This window comes from Devosia limi DSM 17137, assembly GCF_900128975.1.
In the GTDB taxonomy this organism is placed as follows: Bacteria; Pseudomonadota; Alphaproteobacteria; order Rhizobiales; family Devosiaceae; genus Devosia; species Devosia limi.
On record NZ_FQVC01000007.1, the window covers coordinates 31,970 to 56,405 of the forward strand.

Annotated in this window: 26 protein-coding genes and 1 tRNA gene; 12 read left to right on the forward strand and 15 right to left on the reverse strand. The window is 63.3% G+C overall.

The window, feature by feature from the left end; genetic code table 11:
• Nucleotides 1-64 precede the first annotated feature (64 nt).
• Nucleotides 65-1,555 (forward strand): glycerol kinase GlpK, encoded by a 1,491-nt coding sequence (glpK, locus tag BUA69_RS12065; RefSeq protein ID WP_046134099.1) that lies wholly within the window; start codon nucleotides 65-67, stop codon nucleotides 1,553-1,555.
• Nucleotides 1,556-1,644: 89 nt separating this feature from the next.
• On the opposite strand, the gene BUA69_RS12070 is transcribed toward glpK, so the two are convergent.
• On the reverse strand, nucleotides 1,645-2,148 hold the full coding sequence (locus BUA69_RS12070; protein ID WP_052950390.1) for a CAP domain-containing protein: 504 nt from the start codon (nucleotides 2,146-2,148) through the stop codon (nucleotides 1,645-1,647).
• A gap of 44 nt (nucleotides 2,149-2,192) precedes the next feature.
• Entirely contained in the window at nucleotides 2,193-3,041 is an 849-nt protein-coding gene (locus BUA69_RS12075) for an aminoglycoside phosphotransferase family protein (RefSeq protein ID WP_052950389.1), read from the reverse strand.
• A 233-nt stretch (nucleotides 3,042-3,274) separates the two neighbouring features.
• Here BUA69_RS12075 and BUA69_RS20985 point away from each other — a divergent pair, with 233 nt between their 5' ends.
• Nucleotides 3,275-3,451 carry a hypothetical protein gene (locus tag BUA69_RS20985; RefSeq protein WP_160300101.1) on the forward strand — a complete coding sequence of 59 codons (177 nt, stop codon included), beginning with the start codon at nucleotides 3,275-3,277 and terminating at the stop codon, nucleotides 3,449-3,451.
• Nucleotides 3,452-3,535: 84 nt separating this feature from the next.
• On the opposite strand, the gene uxaC is transcribed toward BUA69_RS20985, so the two are convergent.
• Nucleotides 3,536-4,951, reverse strand: a complete 1,416-nt coding sequence (gene uxaC, locus BUA69_RS12080) for a glucuronate isomerase (protein ID WP_046134098.1) — start codon at nucleotides 4,949-4,951, stop codon at nucleotides 3,536-3,538.
• A gap of 227 nt (nucleotides 4,952-5,178) precedes the next feature.
• On the opposite strand from uxaC, the gene BUA69_RS20990 reads away from it, so the two are divergent.
• From BUA69_RS20990 to BUA69_RS20995, 4 genes are all read left to right on the forward strand, one after another.
• Nucleotides 5,179-5,334, forward strand: a complete 156-nt coding sequence (locus BUA69_RS20990) for a hypothetical protein (RefSeq protein WP_160300100.1) — start codon at nucleotides 5,179-5,181, stop codon at nucleotides 5,332-5,334.
• Nucleotides 5,335-5,400: 66 nt separating this feature from the next.
• The gene (locus BUA69_RS12085; RefSeq protein ID WP_046134097.1) at nucleotides 5,401-6,072 is read left to right on the forward strand and encodes a response regulator transcription factor; all 672 of its coding nucleotides are present in this window, start codon (nucleotides 5,401-5,403) and stop codon (nucleotides 6,070-6,072) included.
• A gap of 30 nt (nucleotides 6,073-6,102) precedes the next feature.
• Complete coding sequence (locus tag BUA69_RS12090; protein WP_046134096.1) at nucleotides 6,103-8,565, forward strand: sensor histidine kinase; 2,463 nt, start codon at nucleotides 6,103-6,105, stop codon at nucleotides 8,563-8,565.
• A 174-nt stretch (nucleotides 8,566-8,739) separates the two neighbouring features.
• Nucleotides 8,740-8,913: a hypothetical protein gene (locus BUA69_RS20995; RefSeq protein WP_160300099.1), complete on the forward strand. Its 174-nt coding sequence runs from the start codon at nucleotides 8,740-8,742 to the stop codon at nucleotides 8,911-8,913.
• Nucleotides 8,914-9,086: 173 nt separating this feature from the next.
• Here BUA69_RS20995 and BUA69_RS12095 read toward each other — a convergent pair whose 3' ends face one another.
• The 4 genes from BUA69_RS12095 to BUA69_RS12110 all read right to left on the reverse strand — a co-directional run bounded on the left by BUA69_RS12095 (nucleotide 9,087) and on the right by BUA69_RS12110 (nucleotide 14,046).
• Nucleotides 9,087-10,634, reverse strand: a complete 1,548-nt coding sequence (locus BUA69_RS12095; protein WP_046134095.1) for a tripartite tricarboxylate transporter permease — start codon at nucleotides 10,632-10,634, stop codon at nucleotides 9,087-9,089.
• Nucleotides 10,635-10,649: 15 nt separating this feature from the next.
• Nucleotides 10,650-11,135, reverse strand: coding sequence for a tripartite tricarboxylate transporter TctB family protein (locus tag BUA69_RS12100; RefSeq protein ID WP_046134094.1), 486 nt, complete (start codon nucleotides 11,133-11,135; stop codon nucleotides 10,650-10,652).
• Nucleotides 11,132-12,076, reverse strand: coding sequence for a Bug family tripartite tricarboxylate transporter substrate binding protein (locus BUA69_RS12105; RefSeq protein ID WP_046134093.1), 945 nt, complete (start codon nucleotides 12,074-12,076; stop codon nucleotides 11,132-11,134). The genes BUA69_RS12100 and BUA69_RS12105 overlap by 4 nt, the downstream gene beginning before the upstream one ends.
• A gap of 146 nt (nucleotides 12,077-12,222) precedes the next feature.
• Nucleotides 12,223-14,046, reverse strand: coding sequence for a putative bifunctional diguanylate cyclase/phosphodiesterase (locus tag BUA69_RS12110; RefSeq protein WP_052950388.1), 1,824 nt, complete (start codon nucleotides 14,044-14,046; stop codon nucleotides 12,223-12,225).
• A gap of 280 nt (nucleotides 14,047-14,326) precedes the next feature.
• On the opposite strand from BUA69_RS12110, the gene BUA69_RS12115 reads away from it, so the two are divergent.
• The gene (locus BUA69_RS12115) at nucleotides 14,327-14,593 is read left to right on the forward strand and encodes a hypothetical protein (RefSeq protein ID WP_046134092.1); all 267 of its coding nucleotides are present in this window, start codon (nucleotides 14,327-14,329) and stop codon (nucleotides 14,591-14,593) included.
• 34 nt (nucleotides 14,594-14,627) lie between these two features.
• Nucleotides 14,628-14,771, forward strand: coding sequence for a hypothetical protein (locus BUA69_RS21000; RefSeq protein ID WP_160300098.1), 144 nt, complete (start codon nucleotides 14,628-14,630; stop codon nucleotides 14,769-14,771).
• Nucleotides 14,772-14,867: 96 nt separating this feature from the next.
• Here BUA69_RS21000 and BUA69_RS12120 read toward each other — a convergent pair whose 3' ends face one another.
• The 8 genes from BUA69_RS12120 to BUA69_RS12155 all read right to left on the reverse strand — a co-directional run bounded on the left by BUA69_RS12120 (nucleotide 14,868) and on the right by BUA69_RS12155 (nucleotide 19,540).
• Nucleotides 14,868-15,119: a GlsB/YeaQ/YmgE family stress response membrane protein gene (locus BUA69_RS12120; RefSeq protein WP_046134091.1), complete on the reverse strand. Its 252-nt coding sequence runs from the start codon at nucleotides 15,117-15,119 to the stop codon at nucleotides 14,868-14,870.
• Nucleotides 15,120-15,448: 329 nt separating this feature from the next.
• Nucleotides 15,449-15,524 (reverse strand) — tRNA-Phe (locus BUA69_RS12125).
• 127 nt (nucleotides 15,525-15,651) lie between these two features.
• A complete protein-coding gene (yacG, locus tag BUA69_RS12130) occupies nucleotides 15,652-15,867 on the reverse strand; it encodes a DNA gyrase inhibitor YacG (RefSeq protein WP_046134090.1) in 216 nt (71 codons plus the stop codon).
• Nucleotides 15,867-16,505, reverse strand: a complete 639-nt coding sequence (locus BUA69_RS12135; RefSeq protein ID WP_046134089.1) for a Maf-like protein — start codon at nucleotides 16,503-16,505, stop codon at nucleotides 15,867-15,869. The genes yacG and BUA69_RS12135 overlap by 1 nt, the downstream gene beginning before the upstream one ends.
• Nucleotides 16,506-16,515: 10 nt before the next feature.
• A complete protein-coding gene (gene infA, locus BUA69_RS12140) occupies nucleotides 16,516-16,734 on the reverse strand; it encodes a translation initiation factor IF-1 (RefSeq protein WP_046134088.1) in 219 nt (72 codons plus the stop codon).
• A 78-nt stretch (nucleotides 16,735-16,812) separates the two neighbouring features.
• Entirely contained in the window at nucleotides 16,813-17,784 is a 972-nt protein-coding gene (locus tag BUA69_RS21490; RefSeq protein WP_143154505.1) for a UPF0262 family protein, read from the reverse strand.
• Nucleotides 17,781-19,073, reverse strand: a complete 1,293-nt coding sequence (gene hisD / locus BUA69_RS12150; RefSeq protein ID WP_046134087.1) for a histidinol dehydrogenase — start codon at nucleotides 19,071-19,073, stop codon at nucleotides 17,781-17,783. The genes BUA69_RS21490 and hisD overlap by 4 nt, the downstream gene beginning before the upstream one ends.
• A gap of 29 nt (nucleotides 19,074-19,102) precedes the next feature.
• Nucleotides 19,103-19,540, reverse strand: a complete 438-nt coding sequence (locus BUA69_RS12155; protein ID WP_046134086.1) for a DUF2948 family protein — start codon at nucleotides 19,538-19,540, stop codon at nucleotides 19,103-19,105.
• 1,203 nt (nucleotides 19,541-20,743) lie between these two features.
• Between BUA69_RS12155 and BUA69_RS12160 the strand changes: the two genes are divergently transcribed.
• Genes BUA69_RS12160 through BUA69_RS12175 form a run of 4 tightly spaced genes read left to right on the forward strand, consistent with a single transcriptional unit; the run spans nucleotide 20,744 to nucleotide 24,412 of the window.
• Nucleotides 20,744-21,385, forward strand: a complete 642-nt coding sequence (locus tag BUA69_RS12160; protein ID WP_046134735.1) for a TetR/AcrR family transcriptional regulator — start codon at nucleotides 20,744-20,746, stop codon at nucleotides 21,383-21,385.
• A complete protein-coding gene (locus tag BUA69_RS12165; protein ID WP_046134736.1) occupies nucleotides 21,382-22,326 on the forward strand; it encodes an HlyD family secretion protein in 945 nt (314 codons plus the stop codon). The genes BUA69_RS12160 and BUA69_RS12165 overlap by 4 nt, the downstream gene beginning before the upstream one ends.
• The gene (locus tag BUA69_RS12170; protein ID WP_046134737.1) at nucleotides 22,323-23,279 is read left to right on the forward strand and encodes an ABC transporter ATP-binding protein; all 957 of its coding nucleotides are present in this window, start codon (nucleotides 22,323-22,325) and stop codon (nucleotides 23,277-23,279) included. Before BUA69_RS12165 ends, BUA69_RS12170 begins: the two co-directional genes overlap by 4 nt.
• On the forward strand, nucleotides 23,276-24,412 hold the full coding sequence (locus BUA69_RS12175; RefSeq protein WP_046134738.1) for an ABC transporter permease: 1,137 nt from the start codon (nucleotides 23,276-23,278) through the stop codon (nucleotides 24,410-24,412). Before BUA69_RS12170 ends, BUA69_RS12175 begins: the two co-directional genes overlap by 4 nt.
• Nucleotides 24,413-24,436 lie beyond the last annotated feature (24 nt).

Here is a 24,436-nt window from a genome sequence, read left to right on the forward strand (position 1 = left end):
CTGTGCTCGCCTCCCACGGGAAGCGAGGTAAAAAGACCGAGAATTCGGCGTCTGAGGAGGCGATATGAGCGGATATGTGCTGGCGATCGACCAGGGGACAACCTCAAGCCGGGCGATCGTGTTTTCCGCCGACCGGGCGATTGTCGGAGTCGGGCAGAAGGAATTCACCCAGCACTTTCCACGCGATGGCTGGGTTGAGCATGACCCCGAGGACATCTGGGAGAGCGTCGTCTGGTCGGTCAAGGCTGCTCTGAAGGCGGCCAAGCTGGATGCCGGGGATATTGCAGCAATCGGCATTACCAACCAGCGCGAGACGACGCTGATCTGGGACCGGATAACCGGCAAGCCCATCCACAATGCCATTGTCTGGCAGGACCGGCGCACCGCCAAGCTCTGCGCCAAACTGCGCAAAGAGGGCAAGGAAAAGCTGGTCACCAAGAAGACCGGGCTGCTGCTGGACCCCTATTTCTCGGGCACCAAGGTCAAGTGGCTGCTGGATAGTGTCAAAGGCGCACGCAAGCGGGCTGAGGCGGGCGAACTGGCCTTTGGCACGGTGGACAGCTTCCTGATCTGGCGGCTGACGGGCGGCAAGGTGCATGCCACCGACGCGACCAATGCCAGCCGGACGCTGCTGTTCAATATCGAGAGCAATGACTGGGACAAGGCGCTGCTCGATCTGCTCGATGTGCCGGCGGCGCTGCTACCAGAGGTCAAGGATTGCGCCGACGATTTCGGTGTGGCGGATGCCGAATGGTTCGGCGCGCCGATCCCCATTCTCGGGGTGGCCGGCGACCAGCATGCGGCAACGATCGGGCAGGCCTGCTTTGCACCCGGCATGATGAAGTCGACCTATGGTACCGGGTGCTTTGCGGTGCTCAACACCGGGGCGGACCTGGTGCGATCAAAGAACCGGCTGCTGACCACGATCGCCTATCGACTGGATGGCAAGACCACCTATGCGCTGGAAGGCTCGATCTTCATTGCCGGGGCGGCCGTCCAATGGATTCGTGACGGGCTGAAACTGGTCAAGCATGCGAGCGAAACCGGGCCATTGGCGCGAACGGCCGATCCCAGCCAGAACGTTTATATGGTGCCGGCCTTTGTCGGCCTGGGCGCGCCTTGGTGGGACGCGGACGCGCGCGGCGCGATCTATGGGCTGACGCGCAATTCGGGGCCGGCCGAGATCGCCAAGGCGGCGCTGGAGGCCGTCTGCTACCAGACGCGCGACCTGCTGGAAGCCATGCGCAAGGACTGGAAGAGTGCGGGCGGGCAGACGGTGTTGCGCGTGGATGGCGGCATGGTGGCGTCGGACTGGACCATGCAGTTTCTGGCCGATGTGCTGGACGCGCCGGTGGACCGGCCGGTGATCCTGGAAACTACGGCGCTGGGGGCCGCCTGGCTGGCTGGATACAAGGCCGGGGTGTGGCCCGACGCAGCGGCGTTTGGCGAGGCCTGGGCGCGTGACCAAAGGTTCGAGCCGAAAATGGCTGCGGCAGAACGCAAGCGCAAGGTGAAGGGCTGGGACGACGCGGTGCGGCGGACGTTGACGGCTTAGGCATGCGGGAAAAGAATGGTTTCCCGCCTACGCGGGAATGACCCTGTGAGTGGTGGAAGCAGGTAGCGTCAGCCCCCTTGCCCTGTCGCTCAGTATACCCGCCATGCGTCGAAGCTGCCGCCGGCGATCATGGCCCAGTAGAGTTTGCCGGAAGGGGCCCGCGCGACGGCGAGGCCGAATTCGGTAAATTTGGGGGAGAGCAGAGTCGAGCGATGGCCGCTGGAATTCATCCAGCCTTCGATGGCGCTTTCGAGCGTCTTGTGGCCACCCGCGAGATTTTCCCCGACTGCCCCGGCATAGCCGGCATCGGTGACACGCTGGCGCAACTTGACGCCCAGGTCATGGCTAAGCGTATTCTTGGCGGCCATCAGGCGCGCCTGGGCGCGGGAGGCATCCTCAAGGCTCTGACTATAGCTCCAGGGCGGGGCACCATTGGCCTGCCGCACCGTGTTGATGGCGAGCAGGATCTGCGCGTCGGTCAGAGTTTCGGGTGTGTTGCCACCGGCCGGAATGACCGGGATGGTGGAAACGCAGGCGCTGAGTGCGCCGGCGGCACCCAGCACGAGGAAACTGCGGCGGGTCAAGTCGAGCATGAGACAATCCGAATGAGGCAAACCGATAGGAAGCCGATCAAGCGCTAGGCCTGATCGTACGCGCTGAGCAGATTGGGGAGGCAGGCGAGCTGGCCGGTGATCGGCTTGCCGTCTTCCAGGTCCCAGCAGGCCGAGAGCGCGGCATGGGCAGCGGCCCAGCCCAGCATACGCTTGCGGCTGAAGCCGAGGCGCTGATTGAAAATATCGGCCATGCCGGCGATGCGGCGCGGATCAGCGGCGAGCTTGTCGGCGCCCATCGGATTGATGAAGGCATTGGCAACTTCATAGGCCGGATCGCCCACCAGCGCCTTGGGATCGATGGCCAGCCAGCCACGGCCCGAAGAGATGATGTTGTCGTGGTGCAGGTCACCGTGCAACGGAATCTGGGCGCTGGGCTTGTCGAACAGGGTCAGCGCCACGCCATTGCAGCGGGCATAGAGATCGCGCGCCGTATGGGGCCAGGCACGAACATCGGTGGCGAACAGCGCATTGAAATGCTGGCGCAGGGGCAGCAGGTCGTCCGGCGCATCAGCGCGGGGACGATGCAGATTGGAAACGACCGAGGATAGCGCGATGGTGGCTTCGTCGTCGCGGCCCTGGCGGACTGCATCGCTAAGGGGGATACCATCGAGCCATTCCAGGAACAGGGTGTCGCCATGGCTGTCGAACACCGTAGCGGCGCCCTCCCCGCCATACCAGTTCATCAGCGCCCCACCGCGCCGCTCACCCTCACCCATGCCGGGCTTGAGTATCTTGAGGATAGCGAAATTACGGCCGTTCTGCTCGACGCGAAAAACCCAGCTCGTGGGCGTTTCGGCGACCGGCGTGGCCTTGGTGAGTGACCAGCGGATGAGGGCTCGGCTAAGCGCAGTTTCTACGGGCGACTGATTCATCATTGTCCCATTAGAGCAGAATGGGGCATTCGATTCGACACCCCTGCAGCACTAGCCGCGAAATGTTGATCGAAATCGGGCAAGAACAAGCATTTACCCATAGGTAAGGTTGACGCTTGGTGAGATGGCAACCCTAAAAGCAGGAAATCATCGCTGCAAAGACTTGGTAAAGCCTTGCGCGACTAGGCTGGCACTGACGCAAGACAGCGCCCATCAACAGAAGGGTCTGGACTATGACGCACCAAGCCATGGACAACGCGCAGCCGCGCCACGAGCTCGCCGATATCACCGCGGCGGACGAGGCCAATCCCAGTATTGCCCGGCAGATCTTCAACGGATTGAGTGGGACACTGATCCTGCTGCTGGCCGGGGTAATCGTGCTGGTGGTGGTGTTGTGGAAGGCGCCTTGAGGGCTTTTTTGATCAAGGCGGTGAGCAAGAAAACTGGATCCCGGCTTTCGCCGGGATGACGCTGTGTACGCCGGTAGCTGGAGCTTATTTGATCCGGTAGGCGTCCTTGGCGGCCTGGTAGCTCAGGTGTTTGGCGATTTCCTCAGCGCTTGAACGGGACAGGCGATGTTCGCCAACCCAGCGACCGAGGAAGCCGCAGACTTCGCGGCGCCAGACGTCGTGGCGGGCGGGGATGGAAAGTAAGGCGCGGGTGTCGTCGTTGAAACCGGCGAGATTGTAGAAACCGGCGGTTTCCACCACCTGATCGAGATAGCGACGGATACCCTGCGGACTATCATGGAACCACCAGGGCGGGCCGATCATCAGGGATGGCCAATAGCCAGCCATGGGCGCCAGCTCGCGAGCATAAGTGGTTTCGTCCAGAACGAACATGATCAGGCGCAGATTGGGTTCATTACCACAGCGGCCGAGCAGCGCGCGCAGACCATTGACGTAGTCGGTGGTGCCGGGGATATCAGCGCCGAGATCGGTGCCGCGTTCGGCCATCAGCAGCGGATCGGTATTGCGGCGTGAGCCGGCATGCATCTGCATGACCATACCGTCCTCAACCGAGAGCAGTGCCATTTCAGTCATCATCTGGGCGCGGAACAGTTCGGCATCGGCGGCGTCATGCCTGCCGGCCAGCACCTTGTCGAGCAAGGCCTGCTTCTCCACCAGTGGGAGATCGGCGGTCATGGCCGAGGGCACGCCATGGTCGGTGGCGACGGCGCCAAAGCTGCGGAAGACTTCGCGTCGCTTGCGGTGGGCATTGATCAGGCCCGCCCAGGTGGCGACATCCTCGCCCGTCAGTTCGGCAAAGCGCTTGAGATTATCGACGATAGCGGGACGGCTGGGATCGGTGACGTCATCGGGGCGATAGGTGGTGCGGACGCGGCCAATATAGCCGTCGGCGGCCATCTTCTGGTGATGCAATAGCGGATCGAGGGCGAATTCGGTGGTGGCGATGACCTCGACATTGGAGCGATCGAGTATGGCGCGCGGCAGCAGTTCGGGAGTCGCAAGCTTTTGGGCAATGGTATCGTAAATGGCGTCGGCGGTGACTGGGGACAGCTCATCGTTGATGCCAAAGACGAATTGCAGCGAGTGATCGACCCAGAGCTTGGAGGGCGTACCCGCAAACAGATGGTAATTGGCGGCGAAGAGACGCCAGGCGGCGCGGCCATCGGCGACAGGCTTGCCATCCTTGCGCGGCACGCCGAGGTCATCATAGCTGAGCCCGCGGCTGCGCAGCAGGCGCAGCACGTAATGATCGGGGGTCAGGAAGAGCGCCGCTGGATCGGAAAAGCGCTGATTGTCGGCGAACCAGGACGGATCGGTATGACCGTGCGGACTGACGATGGGCAGGTCCCTGACCGCCGGATAGAGCTCGCGCGCCACGCCGCGGCTGGGCTCGGAGGCGGGGAACAGGCGATCTGGATGCAGATGGGCGGACTGAGTCATGCACCAGTTTCTGGCATGAAGCGGACACGAGATCAATAACTACCATACAAGTTCAGGGTCTGTGGGATTTTATGTAAATTAACTGCGTTGCCGGGAACTTGTCTTCGCCCGACCCGACCGGCGCTAGCCTTCTCTTGCGGGTGAGAAACAGCTCTCTTCAAAGCGGCTGCCCATCGCGTTGCACAGCCCCATCGCGGCGATGGCAACGGCTCAGTGAGGAGGCAAGAATGACCCATATCGATCACGACAGCCTGCGTCTGGCGCGGCAGCAGGCCAATACCGGCGGCCACGTGCAAAGGGCACGGATGATGTTCGCAGCAGCGAGCCTGACGGCGCTGGGGATCGTGGCCGTGGCGGCCAGCATCGTCACCAACCTGTTCTAGAACGCATTGTCTGGCTGACAGCGGCAGCTTCGCCCCCTAGTGTGCGCGCGGGGAGACTGACGCGCGATGCGAATTCTATTGGTCGAAGACAACGAGGACCTCGGCGAAGCGATTGAGAAACGCCTGCGGGGTGCCGGCCATTCGGTGGAATGGGTGCGGGACGGCAATGACGTGGTCTCGGCCGCCGAAGGCGACAGCTTCGATGCGGTAGCGCTGGATCTGATGCTGCCCAATCGCGACGGCATCGGCCTGATCGCGGAACTGCGAAAACGCAAGTTCAATGCGCCGATACTGGTGATCACTGCACGCTCGGAAATCGACGACAAGGTGGGGCTGCTCGATCTTGGGGCGGATGACTATCTGGTCAAGCCGTTTGATCTGCGCGAACTGGAAGCGCGGCTGCGGGCACTGATCCGGCGCACCGGCGGGCAGACCACGAGCACCCTGAGCGTCGGCAATCTGGAAATGGACCTGGCGGGTCTCAATGCCAGTGTCAACGGTGCCGTGCTGGAACTGGGACGGCGCGAATTCCGGCTGCTGGAAATCCTCGTTACCAATGCCGGCAAGGTCGTGCCCAAGGAGCGGCTGATGAACCAGCTGTTCAATTTCGACGAGGCGGTTTCGGTCAATGCGCTGGAGCTGCATATCTCGCGGCTGCGGCGCAAGCTCGAGGGCGGCAATATTGAAATCGGTACGGTGCGGGGCGTTGGCTATGTGGTGCGGGCGCCGCATGGTTAGGGTTCGCTCTGAACTGGAAAGCATCGCGGGATGACGCCTCCCAAGTCGTTTTCGATCCGCAGGCGCATTTTGGCGCTGGCGCTGGCGCTGTTGCTGGGGGCGGCGCTGGTGCTGATCGTGTTCATTCGCGATTATGCGGAGCGGGCGTCCGACCGGGCGTTCGATCGGCTACTGGCGGCATCGGCGCTGACGATTGCCGGGGCGGTGCAGGTCGAGGGCGATGCGGTGATCGTGGAATTGCCATTTGCCTCGTTTGCGATGTTCTCCGGGCGTGACCGGGTGTTTTATGCCGTGGAAGATCCGAATGGGCGGGCGGTGACCGGCTATGACGACCTATCGGCCAATCTGCCGGAAATGCAGGATGCCGGGCCGATCTTCACCGATGTAACCTATCGCGGCGAACTGGTGCGGGTGGCGAGCGTCGGGCGATTGAGCTCATCGGCCAGTGCCACCGACTGGGTGACTATCCATGTGGCCGAAACGCAGAACGAGCGCGAAGCGCTGGCCAACGAAATCCTGGGTAATGCCATTGTTCCTGTCATCGCGCTGACGCTGCTGGCAGTGGGTCTGGTGTGGTTCGGCATCGGGCGGATGTTTGCCCCGCTCTATCAGCTGGAGCTGGAATTGCGCGGACGGGCACCCGACGATCTCAGCCCCCTGGATGTGCCGGTACCGGTAGAGGTCAGCCACCTGGTGCAGGGGTTGAACGCCTTCATGGCGCGGCTGGGCAGTGCCATGGAGCGGGTGAGCGGGCTCGTGGCCGAGGCGGCGCACGAGGTCCGAACGCCGCTGGCTTCGCTGCGGGCGCAGGCGGAGGTGGCGATGGACGAGCAGGACCCCGAAGCCCTGCGGCGGCGGGTGGGGCGCATCCATCAGGGCGCCATCCAGGCCAGCCAGTTGGTCAGTCAATTGCTGATGGATGCCACGATCTCGCATCGGCTGGAAAACCAGGAGATAGACGCCACCGCCTTCTCGGCAGTCATCGAGGATGTGCGCCAACGGCTGGACCCCGATCAGGCGGGACGGCTCGTGCTGGACCTGGATCAGGCGGCGGCGGTGCAATTGCGGGGCGACCGCGTGGCACTGCGCGAGATGCTGCGCAATGTGGTTGATAATGCGCTGGTCTATTCGGATGGGCCGGTGGACATTGTGGCGCGGACCGCGGCGGGCATGCTCGAGCTGACGGTCAGCGATCGCGGACCCGGAATTGCCGAGGGAGAGAAGGCATTGGTGCTGGAGCGGTTCACGCGCGGCAGCTCCAGCGGAGCGAAGGCAGGATCGGGATTGGGGCTTTCTATCGTCAAGCGCGTGGTTGAAGCGCATCGGGGGACGCTGGTGCTGACGGATCGCGTCGGCAGTGGGCTGGTGGTGCGGATTACGCTGCCGCTGCTGGGGCGCTCCGGTGGTCGGAACAAGCGACCGGCGGCAGGCGGGATGATCGCGCTGCTGGCCGCCATGCTGGTGTTGTCGCCGAATTCGACCGAAGCGGCGACCTCGGTCTATCCGGCGCCGCAGCCGAGTGCCGGCGCAACGCTGACTATCGTCGGCACCACCGATACGCCATTGTTTGCCCGCTTCATCGGAGGGTTCCAACTGGAACGCCCCGATGTCGCGGTGATTTATGAAGAGACCGACACGCTGCCGATGTTCGAGACGTTTCTGGATGGCACCATGGCGCTGGCCCCGGACTTGATGATCAGCTCGGCGGCGGATTTGCAGGTCAAGCTGGCCAATGACGGCCATGCCATGGCCTATGACAGCCCCTATCTGGGGCAGTTGCCGGCCTGGGCGCATTGGCGCAACGAGGTGTTCGGCTTCACCTTCGAGCCGGCGGTGATCATCTACAATCCCAAGCTGATGGGCGCCGATGAAGTGCCGCGCACCCATCTCAAGCTTGCTGAATTGCTGGAAAACCAATCCGAGCGATTTCGCGGCACGATTGCCACTTACGATATCGGGGTCAGTGGTGTCGGCTATCTGCTGGCAGCGCAGGATCAGGTGATCTCATCCAATTTCTGGCGCCTCGCGGCGGCTTTCGGGCGGGTCAATGCGCATTTCAGCGGCTCGAGCCCCGGCATTCTCAATGGGGTGGCCGATGGCAGCCTGGCGCTCGGCTACAACGTGCTGGGCTCCTATGCCTTTGCGCGCAAGGCGGCGGGGGCCGATATCGAAATCGTCGTGCCCGATGACTATGTCCTGGTGCTGACGCGCGCCATGCTGATCCCCAGGGATGCCCCCTTCCCCGACCTGGCCAAGGCATTCGTGGATTTTGCCCTGTCGCCGGCGGGTCAGGAGATTGCAGCCAGCGAGACGGCGCTGGGTTCGGTCATTCCGGGATCGAGCGGGGAATGGAGCAGCGAAGCGATTGCGGCGCGTGGCCGGGGCATATTGCAGCCGATCGCGCTGGGGCCAGCCCTGATGGTGTCGCTGGACCAGCAGCGGCGGACGCGGTTTCTGGACACCTGGAACGAGATCGTTTCGCCCAAGCCCTAGGCCTATGGGGCGTATCTCAGGGTCAGGTTTCGGCATGGGCCCATGCCGGTTCAAGATTTTCTCCCAGCGCATGGCTGGCCTGCGCGATCAGCCTCTACCAACGCAACGGTAATGGCCCCATCTATTGGTCATGAAAGCGACCCGGCAATCCGGCCCGGTCTTGGAGGTTTTGAAATGAGCACCCTGCGCAACAATCGTTTGTTTGCAAGTCTTGGCACTATTGTCGATGTATTCGGTAGCGCTGCTGCCGCAGCGTCGGCTGTCGAGGCTGGGCGGGCGCCCAAGGCAAAGCACCTCAAGACTCTGGGCATCGATGCCGACGCCTTCCGCTCGATCGGCAAGCTCTAAGGTCCGCGCTGCGTTCCGCTGCGCGCCTCCCCCAGGCGCCGCCGAACCGCGTGACCAGACAGGGCGCTTTGCCCTCCCTTGGCGACTTGTCACTGCTCTGCCATCGACAAAGAAAAGCCCGGATGCCACTTTGGTATCCGGGCTTTTTCATTTTTGGGGCTCTTGAGCAGCCGCTAGTCTTCGTCGCTGGCCAGTTGGGCCAAGGCACCACCCTTGCCGCGCATCCGCATGATCATTGGCAGGACGAGCGCGAGGATCGCCACCGAGTAGAGGACGATGGCAACTGGCGAGCCGATCAGGATGCCCGGGTCGCCCTGGCTGATTGCCAGAGCGCGGCGCAGCTGCTGCTCGGCCATCGGCCCCAGGATCAGACCGACCACGACCGGCGCGATCGGATAGCTGAAGCGGCGCAGCGCGTAGCCCAGAATACCGAAAGCCAATAGCAGCACCAGTTCAAACGAGAAGCGGATGCCGAAAACCTGCATCGACATCGCCCCGTTGGCACCCAGGGTGCCAAGGGTGGCGAAGGTCAGGATGCCGGCATAGAGCCACGGCTTGGGAATAGTCAGCAGTTTCACCCACAGCCCGATCAGCGGCAGGTTAAGCACCAGCAGCATGAAATTGGCGATGAGCAGGCTGGCGATCAGCGACCAGACCAATGGTGCATTATTGGCGAACAACAAGGGCCCCGGCTGCAGGCCGAACTGCTGGAAGCCCGCTAGCATGATCGCAGCTGTCGCCGTCGTCGGCAGGCCCAGGGTCAGTAGCGGCACCAGCGTACCGGCGGCCGAAGCGTTATTGGCCGCTTCGGGCCCCGCCACGCCTTCAATTGCACCATGTCCGAACTCCTCAGGCTTCTTGGCGAAGCTGCGCTCGGCGCTATAGGACAGGAAGCTGGCAACGTCGGCACCGCCGGCCGGCATGGCGCCGATCGGGAAGCCGATGGCCGTGCCGCGCAGCCACGGAACCCACGAGCGTTTCCAATCCTCGACCGTCATCCAGACCGAGCCCTTGACCGCCAGGATCTCTTCCTTGAGCTGGCTCGGGGACGAGGCGATCTTGAGGGTTTCGCCGATGGCGAACAGGGCCACGGCCAGCGTCGTGACTTCGATGCCGTCAAACAGATCAGGGACGCCGAAGGCCAGGCGCGCCTGGCCGGTCTGCAGATCAATGCCAATAATGCCGAGGCCCAGGCCGATGAACAGCGCGGTAATGCCGCGCAGGGCTGAATCGCCGAAGGCAGCAGAGACGGTGATGAAAGCCAGCACCATCAGCGCGAAGTAATCGGCGGGGCCAAAGGACAGCGCGAACTTGACCACCCAAGGCGCGATGAAGGCAAGGCCGAGCGTAGCAAGCAGGCCGGCGACGAAGGAGCCAATGGCGGCGGTAGCCAAAGCCGGCCCGCCCCGGCCCTTGCGAGCCATCTTGTTACCCTCGAGCGCGGTGACGATCGAGGCGCTTTCACCCGGGGTATTCAGCAGGATCGAGGTGGTGGAGCCACCATACATGCCGCCGTAGTAAATGCCGGCAAACATGATGAGGGAGCCGGCCGGATCAAGCCGATAGGTCACCGGCAACAGGAGCGCCACCGTCAGCGCCGGGCCGATGCCAGGCAGGACGCCGACAGCGGTACCCAGCGTCACGCCGATCAGCGCGTAGACCAGGTTCATTGGCGCCATGGCGGCCATCAGGCCTTGGGCGAGGAGAGCGAAGGTATCCATGAGTTCGCCTTCCGATCAGGGGATCAAGCGCTCGAGCGGGCCAGCCGGCAGTGACAGCTGTAGTCCGCGCGAGAAGAGAAACCAGACGATGAATGAAAAGGCGATGCCGATGGGCAACGATACCCAAAGCGGACCCCGGCCAAAGCCTTTGGCGGTCAACGCAAACAGCACGCCCGTCGCGATGGAGAAGCCAGCCGTTGAGAGCAACAGGATCTGCCCAATCAGCCCGCCAACGATCCACAGCATCGGACCATAATTGTCCTTTTCCCGCGGGGGGAAGCTGCCGCGCCAGGCAGAGATGAGCGTGCCGACGGACAGAAGGGCGAGCCCGCCAGCGATGATATAGGGGAAAACCGTGGGCCCGACGCGCGCCTGGATCGGTGGCACCCGCATTTGCGAGGTCTGCCAGATGATGATGGCGGCGATGACGGCCAGGATGGCGGCGATGAAAAGCGCCGCCCCATCGGGGCGACGCTCAGAGTTTGGAGAGCCGGTGGTCATTGCACCAGGCCGATGTCTTTCAGGATGGCGCCGGTGGCCTCGATATCCTTGGCCAGCTGGGCGTCGAATGCGTCGCCGGCCAGGTAGGTATTGACCCAACCACGATCCGCCAGAGCCGTCTGCCACGTTGCCGAATTCACCATGGCTTCGATATCGGCATTGATGGCGGCCTTCTGCTCGTCGGTAATGCCGGGAGCAGCGGCGACCATGCGCCAGTTTTCCAGCACAACGTCGACGCCGGCTTCCGACAGGGTTGGTGCATCGACGCCGTCGAGGCGCTTTTCACCGGAAATGGCGAGCAAGCGCAGATCGCCCGATTCCACCTGCGAGGCGAATTCGCCATAGCCAGAAACGCCCACGGTCACCTGACCGCCGAGAATGGCAGCGAGGGCTTCGCCACCGCCCGAATAGGCGATGTAGTTGACCTGGGTGGGATCGACACCAACGGCCTTGGCGATGAGGCCAGCCGTGATGTGATCGGCGCCGCCGGCCGAACCGCCGGCCCAGGCAACAGCGCCGGGGTCAGCCTTGAGCGCGGCAACGAGATCATCAACAGTCTGCAGGGGTGAATTGGCTGGAACGACGAGCGCCACCGATTCGCCAGTGAGACGGGCAATCGGCGTGACGTCTGCCAGGGTCACCGGCGACTGGTTGGTCAGGATGGCACCAACCATCACGTAACCACCAACAATCAGCTGGCTCGGATCGCCATTGGCCTGGTTGGCGAACTGGGCGAGACCGATGGTGCCGCCGGCGCCTGGTACGTTGGTGACTTGCACATTGCCGGAGATCTTCTCGTCCTGCAGGCTCGCCTGCATGGTGCGGGCGGTCTGGTCCCAACCGCCGCCGGGGGAAGCAGGGGCCATGATGGAATAGTCAGCCGCATAGGCCGGCAGAGCGATCAGCCCAGACACCAGCGCAGCAAGAAACAGCTTGTTCATAAGTCCTCCCAATAGTTCCTGAACGTCGTTGCGTTCGTGAGGCAATACTAGGGCCGCTCCCTGTCAGCGTCCTGTCAGCAAGACAGGATGTCGCAGGTCGGCGTCCAGAGGAACTTGCGCCCACCAGCACTGGAAATCAATCGGACTCAGGCGGAACGCCGCGTCGGGTCTGGCGTCGACAGCAGAACGACGGCTTCGGCTGCCGAGACCGGGCGCGCGTAGAGAAACCCCTGCCCGCTCCGGCAGCCCAGGCTGCGCAGTATCTGAGCCTGTTCGACGGTTTCAACACCCTCGGCAATAACCTGCATGCCCAACTTGCGGGTGATATCGATGATGGCTTGCACAATGACGGTGCTGGGCGCGTCGCTGCCCAAACGATCAACGAAGGACTTATCGATCTTGATGATGTCGACAGGAAAGCTCAGCAGGTGGGTAAGGGAGGCAAAGCCAGTACCGAAATCATCGAGCGCGACCTTGAGGCCACGCTTGCGCAGCGCTTCGACGGCTCGGGGCACCCGACCGTCGCTACCGCCCATGAACACCGCCTCGTTGACTTCGAGCAGCGCGTGGTGGAGCGGCACCCCTGCCGTTTCGAACGCGCTGACGATCCGCTGTTCCAGATCGCCACGCTGGAAATCGCCGGTGGTGACGTTGATCCCGACATATTCGATGGCAATGCCGGCATCGAGCCAATTGCGCAGGTCGGCGGCCACCTGGGCCAACATGGAGCCCGTCAGTTCATAGGCAATACGCGGATCGGCCAGCGCGACGTGGAATTCACCGGCGCTGGCGATCCGTCCATCGGGCGTGCGCATACGGGCCAGTGCCTCAAGCCCGACAATGGCACCGGTATCGAGGCGCACCACAGGCTGGTAATGGGGCAGCATGCGATGGTCAGCCAGGGCGAGATCGACGCTGTGGACCATGTTGATGCGCTCAACCATTTGGGTGCGCATGCCGGGCTGGAAGCGGAGATAACCCCCGCGATGGGTTTCCTTGGCGCTGATAAGGGCAAAGTCGGCATTCTGGCAGAGGGAGTCGGCGTCGACGCCGTCTGGTCCGAACAAGGCGCCGCCAATGGTCACATGCGGCTCTATGGTGTTGTCGCCTGCCTGGATCAGGCCCTTGACGCTGCTCAGCAGGGTGCTGGCTGCCTGGGCCAGGGCTTCAGGCGTAGCGCTCCGGCTGACCAGAACTGCAAACTCGTCGCCGCCCATGCGGCTGGTGCGGAAGGCCGGATCACTGGCTTCGATCCGCTGGCCGATCGTGTGGATCAAGACGTCGCCAACGTCGTGGCCGAGCGCATCATTGGTGGTCTTGAGTTGGTCGATATCAACAAACAACAGACCGAAAGGGTGGGCGGTTTCGATATAGCTCGTCAGCAGTTCACGGAAATGGCCCCGATTGGGCAAGCCGGTGAGAGCATCGTAATAGGCGAGGCGGTAATTGCGCTGCTGCCCCGCCTCATGATCGAGGGCAATGGTGCATAGGTGCACACAGGTCTCGACGATGCGTCTCTCCAGATCGGTCGGCCCCCGCCGGGTTCGGTAATAGAAGGCAAAGGTGGCGACGACCCTGCCATCGCGTGCCCGGATCGGACTGGACCAGCAGGCGTGCAGCCCAAAGGACAAGGCCAAGTCCCTGAAATCGACCCAGAGCGGGTCGGCGGCAATATCGGTCACCAGAACCGGCTCGTTGCGATAGGCAGCGGTGCCACAGGAGCCCACGCCCGGCCCGATCGCCAGCCCTTCGACAGCATCGGAAAAGCCTTGCGGCAAGCTTGGCGCCGCCAATGGATGGAGGCGCCCATCAGCGTCGACAGTCAGGATGGAGCACATAACCTCGGGTGCCAGCAATTCAGCATGATGGCACAGGATTTCAACGACGTTCGCCAGGGATTTCCCATAGGCAACAGCCTCCAGAACTTCAGTCTGAAGGCGCAGCAGCAACGCGCTATTGCCTGACGCCATTGAGACGCTCCCCGAACGCAGAGAGCCAGAATAACGCGGTCTGGTAAACTTTGCGTTCCCAAGTCATGCACGGTTCCGTCCAATAGCACGGACACAAGTCGTCATGCACCTACAGAGTTGGCTACATCGCCTTCGCACAGACAGGGGGCCGCGCCTGTGGGTGACACGCCGAGGCGGGGCGGAAATGTCGCGGGAATGGCATGGGACGAGGCTATGCAGGGTGTGGCCTGTCACGGGCCGTTACGCTAAAGGGAACTACCGAAACAGAGAGTATCCCACCATGACCGAAGACGACGCTCAGGACATCGAGCTTTCAGAACGCAGCAGCGAAGTGACCCATGAGGGGATTACCGTGCAGGTCGGCATCTACCGCGCCGCAGGCTCAAATGACGGCTGGACGCTGGAAGTGATCGACGAAGACGACAATTCCCTGATCTGGGAAGACAGCTTCGCCACCGACGCCGAAGCCTGGGAAGAATTCGAGCGCGCTGTTGCCGAAGACGGCATTTCCCAGCTCATCGGGCCGGCTACTGACGAGCTGAATTGATGATGAGGACGGGGCCGGATATGTGCGCCCAGGCATGACCATCGCCCAATCCGACCCCGATCCCTACGCCGATCTGGACTATCGCGCCGATGCCTTTGAGTTGGCCGAAGAGAAAAAGCCGACGCGCATCCGCAATCAGCCAAAGCGGCGGCACCCCATGACCAGCATCCGGCGGTAACAGCCCGATCGCTGCCAATCTCAAATAGCACCACCAGTCAGGCCCCAGGTAATTGCCGGGACCTGACGTCTGTTTCAGAACATGCAGGCCCGGCGGCTAGCGTTTGATGAAACGACCAAGCGCAACCAGAATGCACGCGCCGATAAAACCTGCGATCAGGTAGCCGATCCAGCCACCCAGGGATATTCCGATCACCCCGAGCAGGAAATTGGCGAGAATAGCGCCAACCACGCCCAGGACGATGTTCAGCACGATCCCATGACTGCTTTTCATGAACATGCCGGCCAGCCAGCCGGCAATGCCCCCAATAATAATCGCAGCAATCCAACCTACTTGTGCGTCTTCCATTTGCGACCTCCTCTGTGTCTTTCGCAAGAGGATGGTATCCCGCGGGGAGCCGAATACAATCACTTAACTTACGAGCCGCCACCAAGTATTGGGAACGAAATCAAGCGCGCCGGAATCGCGCTGGCTTGCTGCAGGATTGGCCGGCGTCTCGTGAACGCGCGCTTCGGCTGATCGGCGAGACTGCCGGCGGCGAACTACCCCAGACCAGCATTTGGCGCCCCGCTCTGAAGGGCTCGACGCCAAGGCGAGGTCATTAGTTCCGCATGTATGCCGGAGGGAAGATCATCTCTTGGGAAATCATTGCGCTAACTGCACTTTCGCGAAGAAAGTGGTGCCCGGGACCGGAATCGAACCAGTGACACGCGGATTTTCAATCCGCTGCTCTACCAACTGAGCTACCCGGGCAAGGGGCTGGAGAAGTCCGGCCCCGCGTAATGCCTGCGCCTTATAGGAGATCGTTTTTGCGGGTGCAAGAGCGAAAGCAGCATGTGGAAAAGGTCTTTTGCAAAGAACAGCTTCCGAAGGCCAGGCGTCAGATATTATCGTCCTCGTCATCGCCCGGAAGCGCGGGGATTGCGGCCTCGGAATCATCGGTTTTCCCGGCATCTCCGGGGATGACATAGACGCCGGTCAGCCAGCGATTAAGATCGACATCGGCGCAGCGCGATGAACAGAATGGACGGTATTTTTCCACTGCGGGCTTGCCGCAAATCGGGCAGCGCTTGGTGGGCGTCGGTGTTTCGGTCATCAGACGCCCGACAGAGTCGACTGGTTGAGCCAGTTGAAATGCACAGGATAGCCCTCGCCGGCCAGCAGGGCGGCGGTTTCCATCAATGGCAGGCCGACCACGCCGGAATATGAGCCGACCAGCTTGACCACGAAGGCCCCGGCAATGCCCTGGATGGCATAGCCACCGGCCTTGTCGCGCCATTCGGCTGACGCCAGGTAGGCTTCAATCTCGCGGGTGGAGAGGCGCTTGAAGCGGATGCGGGTTTCGACCAGACGCTGGCGCTTGGCGCCGGAGGGCGTCAGTACGGTCAGGGCGGTAAACACCCGGTGCGAGCGGCCCGAGAGCAGGCGGAGGCATTCGGAGGCCTCTTCCATGGTTTCGGCCTTGGGCAGGATGCGGCGGCCGACGGCGACGACCGTATCGGCGGCCAGCACCAGTGCATCGGCACCGAAGCCGGCGGAGCGCGCCTTGTGCTGGGCGGTCAATGCCTTGAGATCGGCAAGGCGAACCGCGAGCTTGCGCGGCAGTTCGGCCTTTTCGGGGGTCTCATCGACATGGGCCGGCACCAGATGTTCGGGATCAATGCCGATCTGGTTGAGAAGCGCGAGGCGCCGCGGGGAGGCGGATGCCAGAATCAGGTCCGGGCGGCTGGCCATCGGCTATGCTCTACTTGAAACGATAGGTAATGCGACCCTTGGTCAGGTCATACGGCGTCATTTCGCACAACACCTTGTCACCAGCCAGAACACGGATACGGTTCTTGCGCATGCGGCCAGCGGTGTGGGCAATGATTTCATGGTCGTTTTCCAATTTGACCCGAAAGGTCGCATTGGGAAGCAATTCGATAACAACGCCCGGAAATTCGAGCACTTCTTCCTTCGCCATACTGTCTCCTGAAAAGACCCCGCGGCAGGTGGTCTTGCCGAACCAAGGGGTCGAAAATTTGCCGCAACCTAGCGGAAATCAAGTAGTTTGTGAACCACCGGAAACCAAGGCTTCCAACCGGGTGCGAACGCGCTTGCGCAAACTGTCGCGCAACTCGCGATAGGCCGCCAGAACCACTTCGCGATTGCCCTCGACCAATGAGGGATCCTCGACCTGCCAATGTTCGACGGCGCCCGATTCCAGGCCCTTGCGCCGAACGGCTTCGGGCGCGTCCGCCGACAGCGTAATCACCAGATCAAAGCGGTTGGCCACCAGCTCATCCAGGATGTGGGGGGTATGAACGCTCATATCGATGCCGACCTCCTCCATTACCTCATAGACGAACTGATCGGCCTTGCCGCCATTGACGCCCACCGAGCGCGCAATAAGGCGGCCGGGAAACTGCTGGCGAGCCAGGGCAGCGGCGATGGGCGAGCGCACCGAGTTCATCGAGCAGACGAACAGCACGCTGGGCAATTCGCTTTTGCTCTCATCGATGCGGCTGGCATAGGGCTGGACGGCGCAGATGAGGGTGAACAGGCGCCGCGCGGTATTGAGATCGATGATCAGCTTGTTGTGAAGCCTGGTGCGCAGCAGCTCGGCGGCTTCATTGTGCATGCCGCGCCGCGCCATATCGACGGTTTCGATCTGGAAGGGCTGGGCCGAGCGGATGGCTTCGTAATAGGCGTCGCGGATGCGGAAGTAATCGCGGATCAGGCGGCGGAACGGGGTTAGCGAGAGATAGTGCGCAGCGATCGGCTGGAAGGTCTCGGGATGGCGCACATCGAGCACGATGGAATTGCCCACGATCGAGATATGCAGGGCGAACGGCCCCGTGGCGGCAACGCGGGCCGGCCGAAAGCTGTTCTCTTCCAAGAGATCATAGATGGCGATGCGCCATTCATGCACCTCGTCCGGATTGATCGAGGTGATGGTATTGGGGTCGAGCGTAACGGTGACGAGGCGGTCGGTGTCGGTTTTATCGGCCACCTGCTGCATCGAAATGCTCACCGGTTGAGCCGGATGGAAATGGAGCGGCCATGGCCGTCCAGCGCCTCGACTTCGGCCAGGGTGATCGCGGCTTCGGCGAGCGCAGCCAGAGAAGACGGATCGCAGCCGAGAATGGAGGTGCGCTTGACGAAATCGAGCACGCCGAGCCCCGAGGCGAAACGCGCCGAACGCGCCGTGGGCAGGACGTGATTGGAGCCGCCGACATAATCGCCAATGGCTTCGGGCGTGTGGTGGCCAAGGAAAATGGCCCCGGCATGGCGAATGCGCGGTACCAGCGATTGCGGATCATCGATGGCCAGTTCGACATGCTCGGAGGCGATGCGATTGGCCAGGACCACAGCGGCATCCAGCGAGGCGACGGTGATGATGGCGCCGAATTCGTCCCAGCCGTCGCGCGCAATACCCTGCTTGGGCAGGAGGTTGAGCTGACGTTCGACCTCGGCGGCCACGGCGTCGGCCAGACCCTTTTCGGTGGTGACGAGAATGGACTGGGCCCCTGCCCCATGTTCGGCCTGGGCAATCAGATCGGCCGCGACCCAGGCGGGATTGGCCGAGCCATCGGCAATGACCAGCACTTCGGAGGGTCCGGCGATCATATCGATGCCGACCTGACCGAAGACCTGACGCTTGGCGGCGGCGACGAAGGCATTGCCGGGGCCGACGATCTTGTCGACGCGGGCGATATGTTCGGTGCCATAGGCCAGGGCGGCCACGGCCTGGGCGCCGCCGACGCGATAGATTTCGGTGACGCCGGCAATGCGGGCGGCCGCGAGGACAGCGGGATTGAGCTGGCCATGCGGCGCCGGCACGACCATGGCGATGCGCTCGACGCCGGCAACCTTGGCGGGCACGGCATTCATCAACACCGAGGACGGATAGGAGGCCAGGCCACCAGGCACATAGATGCCAACGGCTTCGACGGCGGTCCAGCGGGTGCCAAGGGTGACGCCGAGATGGTCCTGATAGATATGGTCGACCGGCAGCTGTTTGGCGTGGTGGGCGCGGATACGGTCATGGGCGGTCTGCAGGGCCGCGACGACCTCGGGGCCGACGCGATTGGCTTCGGCCTCGATCTCGGCATCGGAGATGCGCAGCGTTGCCGGGGCGACATCGGACTTATCGAAGGTATTGGTCCATTCCACCACCGCCGCGTCGCCGCGGGCGCGCACATCGGCGATGATATTGGCAACCACATCACCGACTTCCTGGGAGGCTTCGCGCTTGCCGGCCAGCAGGGCGGCAAAACGCTGCTCGAAATCGGCGTCGTGGCTGTCGAGACGAATGGGCATGAGCAGTCCTTGCAGAGGCAGTGTTTGGATCAGTCGATAGCGTGGGTGGGCTTGGCGCTGGCGGCCCAGGTGGCGCCGAGATCGGCGAGGCGGGCTTCGAGGCATTCGACGCCGAGCCGCACCGTGCCGCCGCCGGCAAAGCTCAGCTCGACAATGCCGGCCGGGCCATCGACGGGCATGAAGGTGATGGCGAGGAGGTTGAGCACCCCCTCATGGGCATTGGTATCGATGCCGGCGGTGACGACGGACTGGACCGCATCGAAATGCAGGGCGGCGCGCTTGCGCTGGCCTTTGTCGCGGCGGCCGTGCTGGCCGGTCTCCCAATCGAAGCGGTTCATCAACAGCGCAAAACGGCGGTCGCCACGGGCATAGCCCATATCGGCAATGCGGACCACGGCATCCTGCACATGGGCAGAGATCACCTCAAGGTCTTCGGTATCGAGCGCCAGCAGCTTGAGATCGGTCATGATGTTGTCGGCCCTATTCGCAACGGAAACGACCCTATCTGGTCACACCCCGCCCGATCTACAAGTTTGTCGGTAGCGGGGCAATCCGGGGCCGTGGCGATGACGGAGAAAATCGGCGTGCGGGCGCGCCGCGCGGGGTGACCGGCGGTTGCGGGGACTGCGTTGCATGCGGCGAAACGGGCCTCATGAGTTTTGAATATGCGAGACACCGCCTCGCCGCATGCGATGGGTTTTCTGGAACTCAGGTGCGGCCGACCTTTTGAGCTTAGGCCGACACAGCCCCCATGGACCCAAGGGGAGGCGAACGCCCCCCTCTCCCATCTGCCTCCCACAAGCCGGTTCGCGCGACCCCGCAGCTATCGTGGGTGAGTGCGGGGAGTATGCAGGAGGGTGGAGGGGGCGGGGATAAGTTTCGGTTTTGTCGCCATTCAGCGTTTGCGAGGCCCCCACCCTTGATCCCTCCCCCCCAGGGGGAGGGTGTCGCAGTCGGTATACCCCTCCCAAATTACCGGGGGTGCCCGGGCGTGACCCGCGGGTCTCGGGTCACAATCGCTGTGCGGTGCGGAGGAGAGTGGCCCACGGGTCAGGCCCGTGGGCAGCACGGTGGGTGGATTTTGACCCGAGTTTGCGGCGCCATACCCCCACCCTGCTCGATGACGGACTTAGAAAGCTAAGTCTTATCTCGCATCCCTCCCCACAAGGGGGTCGACTGATGGAATGGTGATGGAGCAGCAGTCATCTCCCTCTCCCTTTTGGGAGGGAGCAAGGGTGGGGGTGCTGACGGGCATAGTCTCGCCCAGTTCACGGGGCTGCCCGCGGGCTTGACCCGCGGGTCTCGGGTCACAATCGCTGTGCGGTGCGGAGGAGAGTGGCCCACGGGTCAGGCCCGTGGGCAGAGCGGTGGATGGGATGATGCGTAGTGGTATGAGAGGCGAACTGCGTCTAGCGGGGAGCGCAGTACTGGGAAAGGAAACTGGATCCCGGCTTTCGCCGGGATGACGCGGTGGGGGCTCTGCCTCCTTCTCCCTTCTTGCCCCTCTTTCACTCCGCCTCCTTTCTCCCTCCACCTCGCTTCCCGCCGCCCGCCCTCATCGCCGTCACTCGCCCTCGCGCCGGCCCCTTCCCGCCCCGGCTCATTGCCACCCCCTTGCAACTAACTGACCAGTCAGTTATTTATATTGAGGACAAGAATGGATACGGGCGATGGACAAGCAACCGAAATTCAAGCGTCGGGCGGAGGCGCGGCCGGATGAAGTGCTGGATGCAGCGCTGGAGATGTTTCTGGAGAAGGGGTTTGCTGCCGCCAAGGTTGAGGATGTGGCGCGGCGGGCGGGGGTCTCCAAGGGACTGGTTTATCTTTATTTTCCATCCAAAGACGCCTTGCTGGAGGCAATAGTGCGCCGGGCGATTTCGCCGGTGGCGGATTCGGCGCTGGCGCAATTGGCGGTGGTCGAGGGGGACCCGCGCGTGGCTTTGCGGCGCGTGATCGGGGCATTGATGGTGCAGTTGAGCGATCCCCAACGCATGGCCATTCCCAAGCTGATCCTGCGCGAGGCCTGGCAATTTCCCAAGGTGGCGGAGATGTATCGGCGCGAAGTGCTCGACCGGGCGATCCCGGCGGTGACGGCGTTGCTGCAGCGCGGAATGGATCAGGGCTATCTGCGCCAGCTGGATGCGGAACTGACGGTGCGCTCGCTTGTCGGGCCGATTGCGGTGCACCTGATGCTGGCAGAGGTGTTCGACATCGCGCCCGGGGATGGCCTGGCGCTGGAGCGGTTCATGGACAACCACCTGGCCATTCTGTTTGACGGGCTGAGTGCGCACCCGATGGAGCATGGGCAATGAACGAGTTCCTTGCCGGGATATTAGCGGCGATCATGAGCCTCCTACCGGGGCACGACGCCCCCGCCGGGTTCACTGGGTATCTGGAGGCAGACTATGTCTATGCCGCGCCGGTGGCGGGTGGCACGCTGAGCCAATTGCCGGTGGCCGAGGGTGGCACGGTGGCGATTGGCGATGTGCTGTTTGGACTGAGCCGGGCGCAACAGGCGGCGCAGGTGGCGGCAGCCGAAGCACGGGTGGTGGCAGCGCAGGCGACGCTGGACAATCTGGTGACCGGCAGCCGGGAGCCGGAAATCGAGGTGATCCGCGCCACCCTGACGAAGGCGGAGTCGGATCTGGCGCTGGCGCGCTCCACGCTGGAGCGGACGCAAAAACTCTATGCCGGCGGGACGGCGACGCGGGCGCAGCTGGAGCAGAACCAGGCGCAACTGGCCAGCGCCGAAGCGCAGGTGGCCCAGCTCAAGGCGCAGGTGCAGGTGGCGGAACTGCCGGCGCGCAATGCCCAGCAGGTAGCGGCGGAGGCCAATCTGACAGCGGCGATTGCCGATGCCGAAGGGGCACGGATCAATCTGGATGACCGGACGGTGACGGCGCCGGTGGCCGGCGTCATCGACAGCATTTTCTACAAGGTGGGCGAGATGGTGCCGGCGGGGTCGCCGGTGCTGTCGATCCGCCCGGATGGGCAGATCAAGGCGCGGTTCTATGTGGGTGAGGCGGCACGGTCCCAACTCGGCATCGGGCAGGCAGTGCGCGTTGCCTGCGATGGCTGCGCCGCCGACATGACGGCGCGGATCAGCAAGTTGGCGGCCGAACCGCAGACGACGCCGCCGGTGATCTATTCGCGCGACGAGCGGGCACGGCTGGTGTTCCTGGCCGAGGCGGTGCTGGATGCGCCGGGCGGGTTGCTGCCGGGCCAGCCGGTGACCGTGACGCTGCTGCCATGAGCGCCCAGCCGCAGCCGGCCATTGCCGTCACCGGGCTGACCAAGGTGTTTGGCGGGCGCAAGGTGGTGGACGATTTCGACATCTCGGTGCCGCGCGGCGCGATCTATGGGTTTCTGGGCCCCAATGGCTCGGGCAAGACCACGACGATCCGCATGCTGTGTGGCCTGCTGACGCCCGACGCCGGGGACGGGCAATGCCTGGGCTTTGACGTCCGGCGCGAGGCGGACGCGATCAAGGCCGAGGTCGGCTATATGACGCAGAAATTCTCGCTCTACGAGGACCTGTCGATCCGCGAAAATCTCGATTTCGTGGCGCGCATGTATGGGGTGGCCGGCCGCAAGGCGCGGGTGGACCGGGCGCTGGCCGAGCTGGGGCTGGCCGATCGCGCCCGGCAATTGGCGGGGACGCTATCGGGCGGCTGGAAGCAGCGGCTGGCGCTGGCGGCCTGCCTGATCCACGATCCGAAACTGCTGCTGCTCGACGAGCCGACCGCCGGCGTCGATCCCAAGGCGCGGCGCGATTTCTGGGACGAGATCCGACGGCTGAGCAAGGCGGGCGTCACCGTGCTGGTATCGACCCATTACATGGACGAGGCGGTGCAGTGCGATTTCATCGCCTATATCGCCTATGGCAAGAAGCTGATCGACGGGCCGGCAGCACAAATTCCCACCATGGTGGGGCTGACCACCTGGCGCGTCTCGGGGCCGGAACTGGGCAAGCTGGAAGAGCGGCTGCACGGAATGCCCGGGGTGTTGCAGGTGGCCCGGTTTGGTTCGGTGCTGCATGTGTCGGGCATTGATGGGGCAGCGCTGGAGGCGAGCGTCCGCCAGCTCGAGGCCGAGGGCACGCATCAGTGGAGCCTGCAGCCGGCCGGGCTGGAAGAGGCATTCATCTACCTGATGGCCGGGGCACGCGACAATTTTGCCGGCGACCCGGCGGGAGCGCCGCTATGAGCGGGGTGTTTTCGCTGTCGCGATTCCTGGCGGTGCTGCTGAAGGAGTTCATCCAGATGCGGCGCGACCGCGTCACCTTCGCCATGATGATCGGCCTGCCAATCGTGCAATTGCTGCTGTTCGGCTTTGCCATCAATGCCGATCCGCGCCACCTGCCGACGCTGGTGGAAGTGGGCGATGACGGGCCGCTGGTGCGCTCGATCCTGTCGGGCATGGATGTATCGGGCTATTTCGATTTTCGCGGCACGGTGGAGGGCGTCGGCGCCGGCGAGGATGCATTGCGCCGGGGCGAGGCCAATTTCGTCGTGGTCATTCCCGATGGGTTCGAGCGCGACGTGATCCGCGGGCTGCGGCCGCAGATCCTGATCTCGGCCGATGCGTCCGATCCTTCGGCGGTGGGCGGGGCGATGAGCGCCATGAGCGGCATCCTCGAAGGGGCGATCAGCCAGACGCTCTCGGGGCCGCTGGCGGGACTGGCCAATGGGCCGCCGCCGTTTTCGCTGGTGGTGCATCGCGAATACAATCCCGAAGGGCGCACCTCGACCAATATCGTGCCGGGGCTGCTGGCGATCATCCTCTCGATGACCATGGTGATGATCACCGCCGTCGCCATCGTCAAGGAACGCGAGCGCGGCACCATGGAAATGCTGATCTCCACCCCGGTGCGGCCGCTCGAGGTGATGCTGGGCAAGATCCTGCCCTATGTGGTGGTGGGCTATATCCAGACCATCGTCTTCGTGCTGGCGGCGGGGCTGGTGTTCGCTGTGCCGTTCGAAGGCTCGATGCTGGCCTTCTTCATCGGCTTTAACCTCTTCATCCTCGACAATCTGGCGCTGGGCTTTCTGATCTCGACGGTGGCGCGCAACCAGATGCAGGCGATGCAGCTGAGCTTTTTCACCATCCTGCCCTCGGTGCTGCTGTCAGGGTTCATGTTCCCGTTTGCGGGCATGCCGGGCTGGGCACAGGCCCTCGGCACCATGGTGCCCGCCACCCACTTCATCCGGCTGGTGCGCAAGGTGATGCTGAAAGGCGCCGGCATTGGCGATGTCAGCGCCGAATTCGTGGCGCTGACAGTGATCCTGGTGGTGATCTCGATTGGCGCGATGCTGCGCTATCGGCAGACGCTGGATTAGGGGGGCGGAGCCGCCCTCATCCCC

Bases quoted from the DNA above. Each gene is read 5' to 3' on its own strand.
- glpK (WP_046134099.1), top strand. From the start codon at position 65: ATGAGCGGATATGTGCTGGCGATCGACCAGGGGACAACCTCAAGCCGG.
- BUA69_RS12070 (WP_052950390.1), bottom strand. From the start codon at position 2,148: ATGCTCGACTTGACCCGCCGCAGTTTCCTCGTGCTGGGTGCCGCCGGC.
- BUA69_RS12075 (WP_052950389.1), bottom strand. From the start codon at position 3,041: ATGAATCAGTCGCCCGTAGAAACTGCGCTTAGCCGAGCCCTCATCCGC.
- BUA69_RS20985 (WP_160300101.1), top strand. From the start codon at position 3,275: ATGACGCACCAAGCCATGGACAACGCGCAGCCGCGCCACGAGCTCGCC.
- uxaC (WP_046134098.1), bottom strand. From the start codon at position 4,951: ATGACTCAGTCCGCCCATCTGCATCCAGATCGCCTGTTCCCCGCCTCC.
- BUA69_RS20990 (WP_160300100.1), top strand. From the start codon at position 5,179: ATGACCCATATCGATCACGACAGCCTGCGTCTGGCGCGGCAGCAGGCC.
- BUA69_RS12085 (WP_046134097.1), top strand. From the start codon at position 5,401: ATGCGAATTCTATTGGTCGAAGACAACGAGGACCTCGGCGAAGCGATT.
- BUA69_RS12090 (WP_046134096.1), top strand. From the start codon at position 6,103: ATGACGCCTCCCAAGTCGTTTTCGATCCGCAGGCGCATTTTGGCGCTG.
- BUA69_RS20995 (WP_160300099.1), top strand. From the start codon at position 8,740: ATGAGCACCCTGCGCAACAATCGTTTGTTTGCAAGTCTTGGCACTATT.
- BUA69_RS12095 (WP_046134095.1), bottom strand. From the start codon at position 10,634: ATGGATACCTTCGCTCTCCTCGCCCAAGGCCTGATGGCCGCCATGGCG.
- BUA69_RS12100 (WP_046134094.1), bottom strand. From the start codon at position 11,135: ATGACCACCGGCTCTCCAAACTCTGAGCGTCGCCCCGATGGGGCGGCG.
- BUA69_RS12105 (WP_046134093.1), bottom strand. From the start codon at position 12,076: ATGAACAAGCTGTTTCTTGCTGCGCTGGTGTCTGGGCTGATCGCTCTG.
- BUA69_RS12110 (WP_052950388.1), bottom strand. From the start codon at position 14,046: ATGGCGTCAGGCAATAGCGCGTTGCTGCTGCGCCTTCAGACTGAAGTT.
- BUA69_RS12115 (WP_046134092.1), top strand. From the start codon at position 14,327: ATGACCGAAGACGACGCTCAGGACATCGAGCTTTCAGAACGCAGCAGC.
- BUA69_RS21000 (WP_160300098.1), top strand. From the start codon at position 14,628: ATGACCATCGCCCAATCCGACCCCGATCCCTACGCCGATCTGGACTAT.
- BUA69_RS12120 (WP_046134091.1), bottom strand. From the start codon at position 15,119: ATGGAAGACGCACAAGTAGGTTGGATTGCTGCGATTATTATTGGGGGC.
- yacG (WP_046134090.1), bottom strand. From the start codon at position 15,867: ATGACCGAAACACCGACGCCCACCAAGCGCTGCCCGATTTGCGGCAAG.
- BUA69_RS12135 (WP_046134089.1), bottom strand. From the start codon at position 16,505: ATGGCCAGCCGCCCGGACCTGATTCTGGCATCCGCCTCCCCGCGGCGC.
- infA (WP_046134088.1), bottom strand. From the start codon at position 16,734: ATGGCGAAGGAAGAAGTGCTCGAATTTCCGGGCGTTGTTATCGAATTG.
- hisD (WP_046134087.1), bottom strand. From the start codon at position 19,073: ATGCCCATTCGTCTCGACAGCCACGACGCCGATTTCGAGCAGCGTTTT.
- BUA69_RS12155 (WP_046134086.1), bottom strand. From the start codon at position 19,540: ATGACCGATCTCAAGCTGCTGGCGCTCGATACCGAAGACCTTGAGGTG.
- BUA69_RS12160 (WP_046134735.1), top strand. From the start codon at position 20,744: ATGGACAAGCAACCGAAATTCAAGCGTCGGGCGGAGGCGCGGCCGGAT.
- BUA69_RS12165 (WP_046134736.1), top strand. From the start codon at position 21,382: ATGAACGAGTTCCTTGCCGGGATATTAGCGGCGATCATGAGCCTCCTA.
- BUA69_RS12170 (WP_046134737.1), top strand. From the start codon at position 22,323: ATGAGCGCCCAGCCGCAGCCGGCCATTGCCGTCACCGGGCTGACCAAG.
- BUA69_RS12175 (WP_046134738.1), top strand. From the start codon at position 23,276: ATGAGCGGGGTGTTTTCGCTGTCGCGATTCCTGGCGGTGCTGCTGAAG.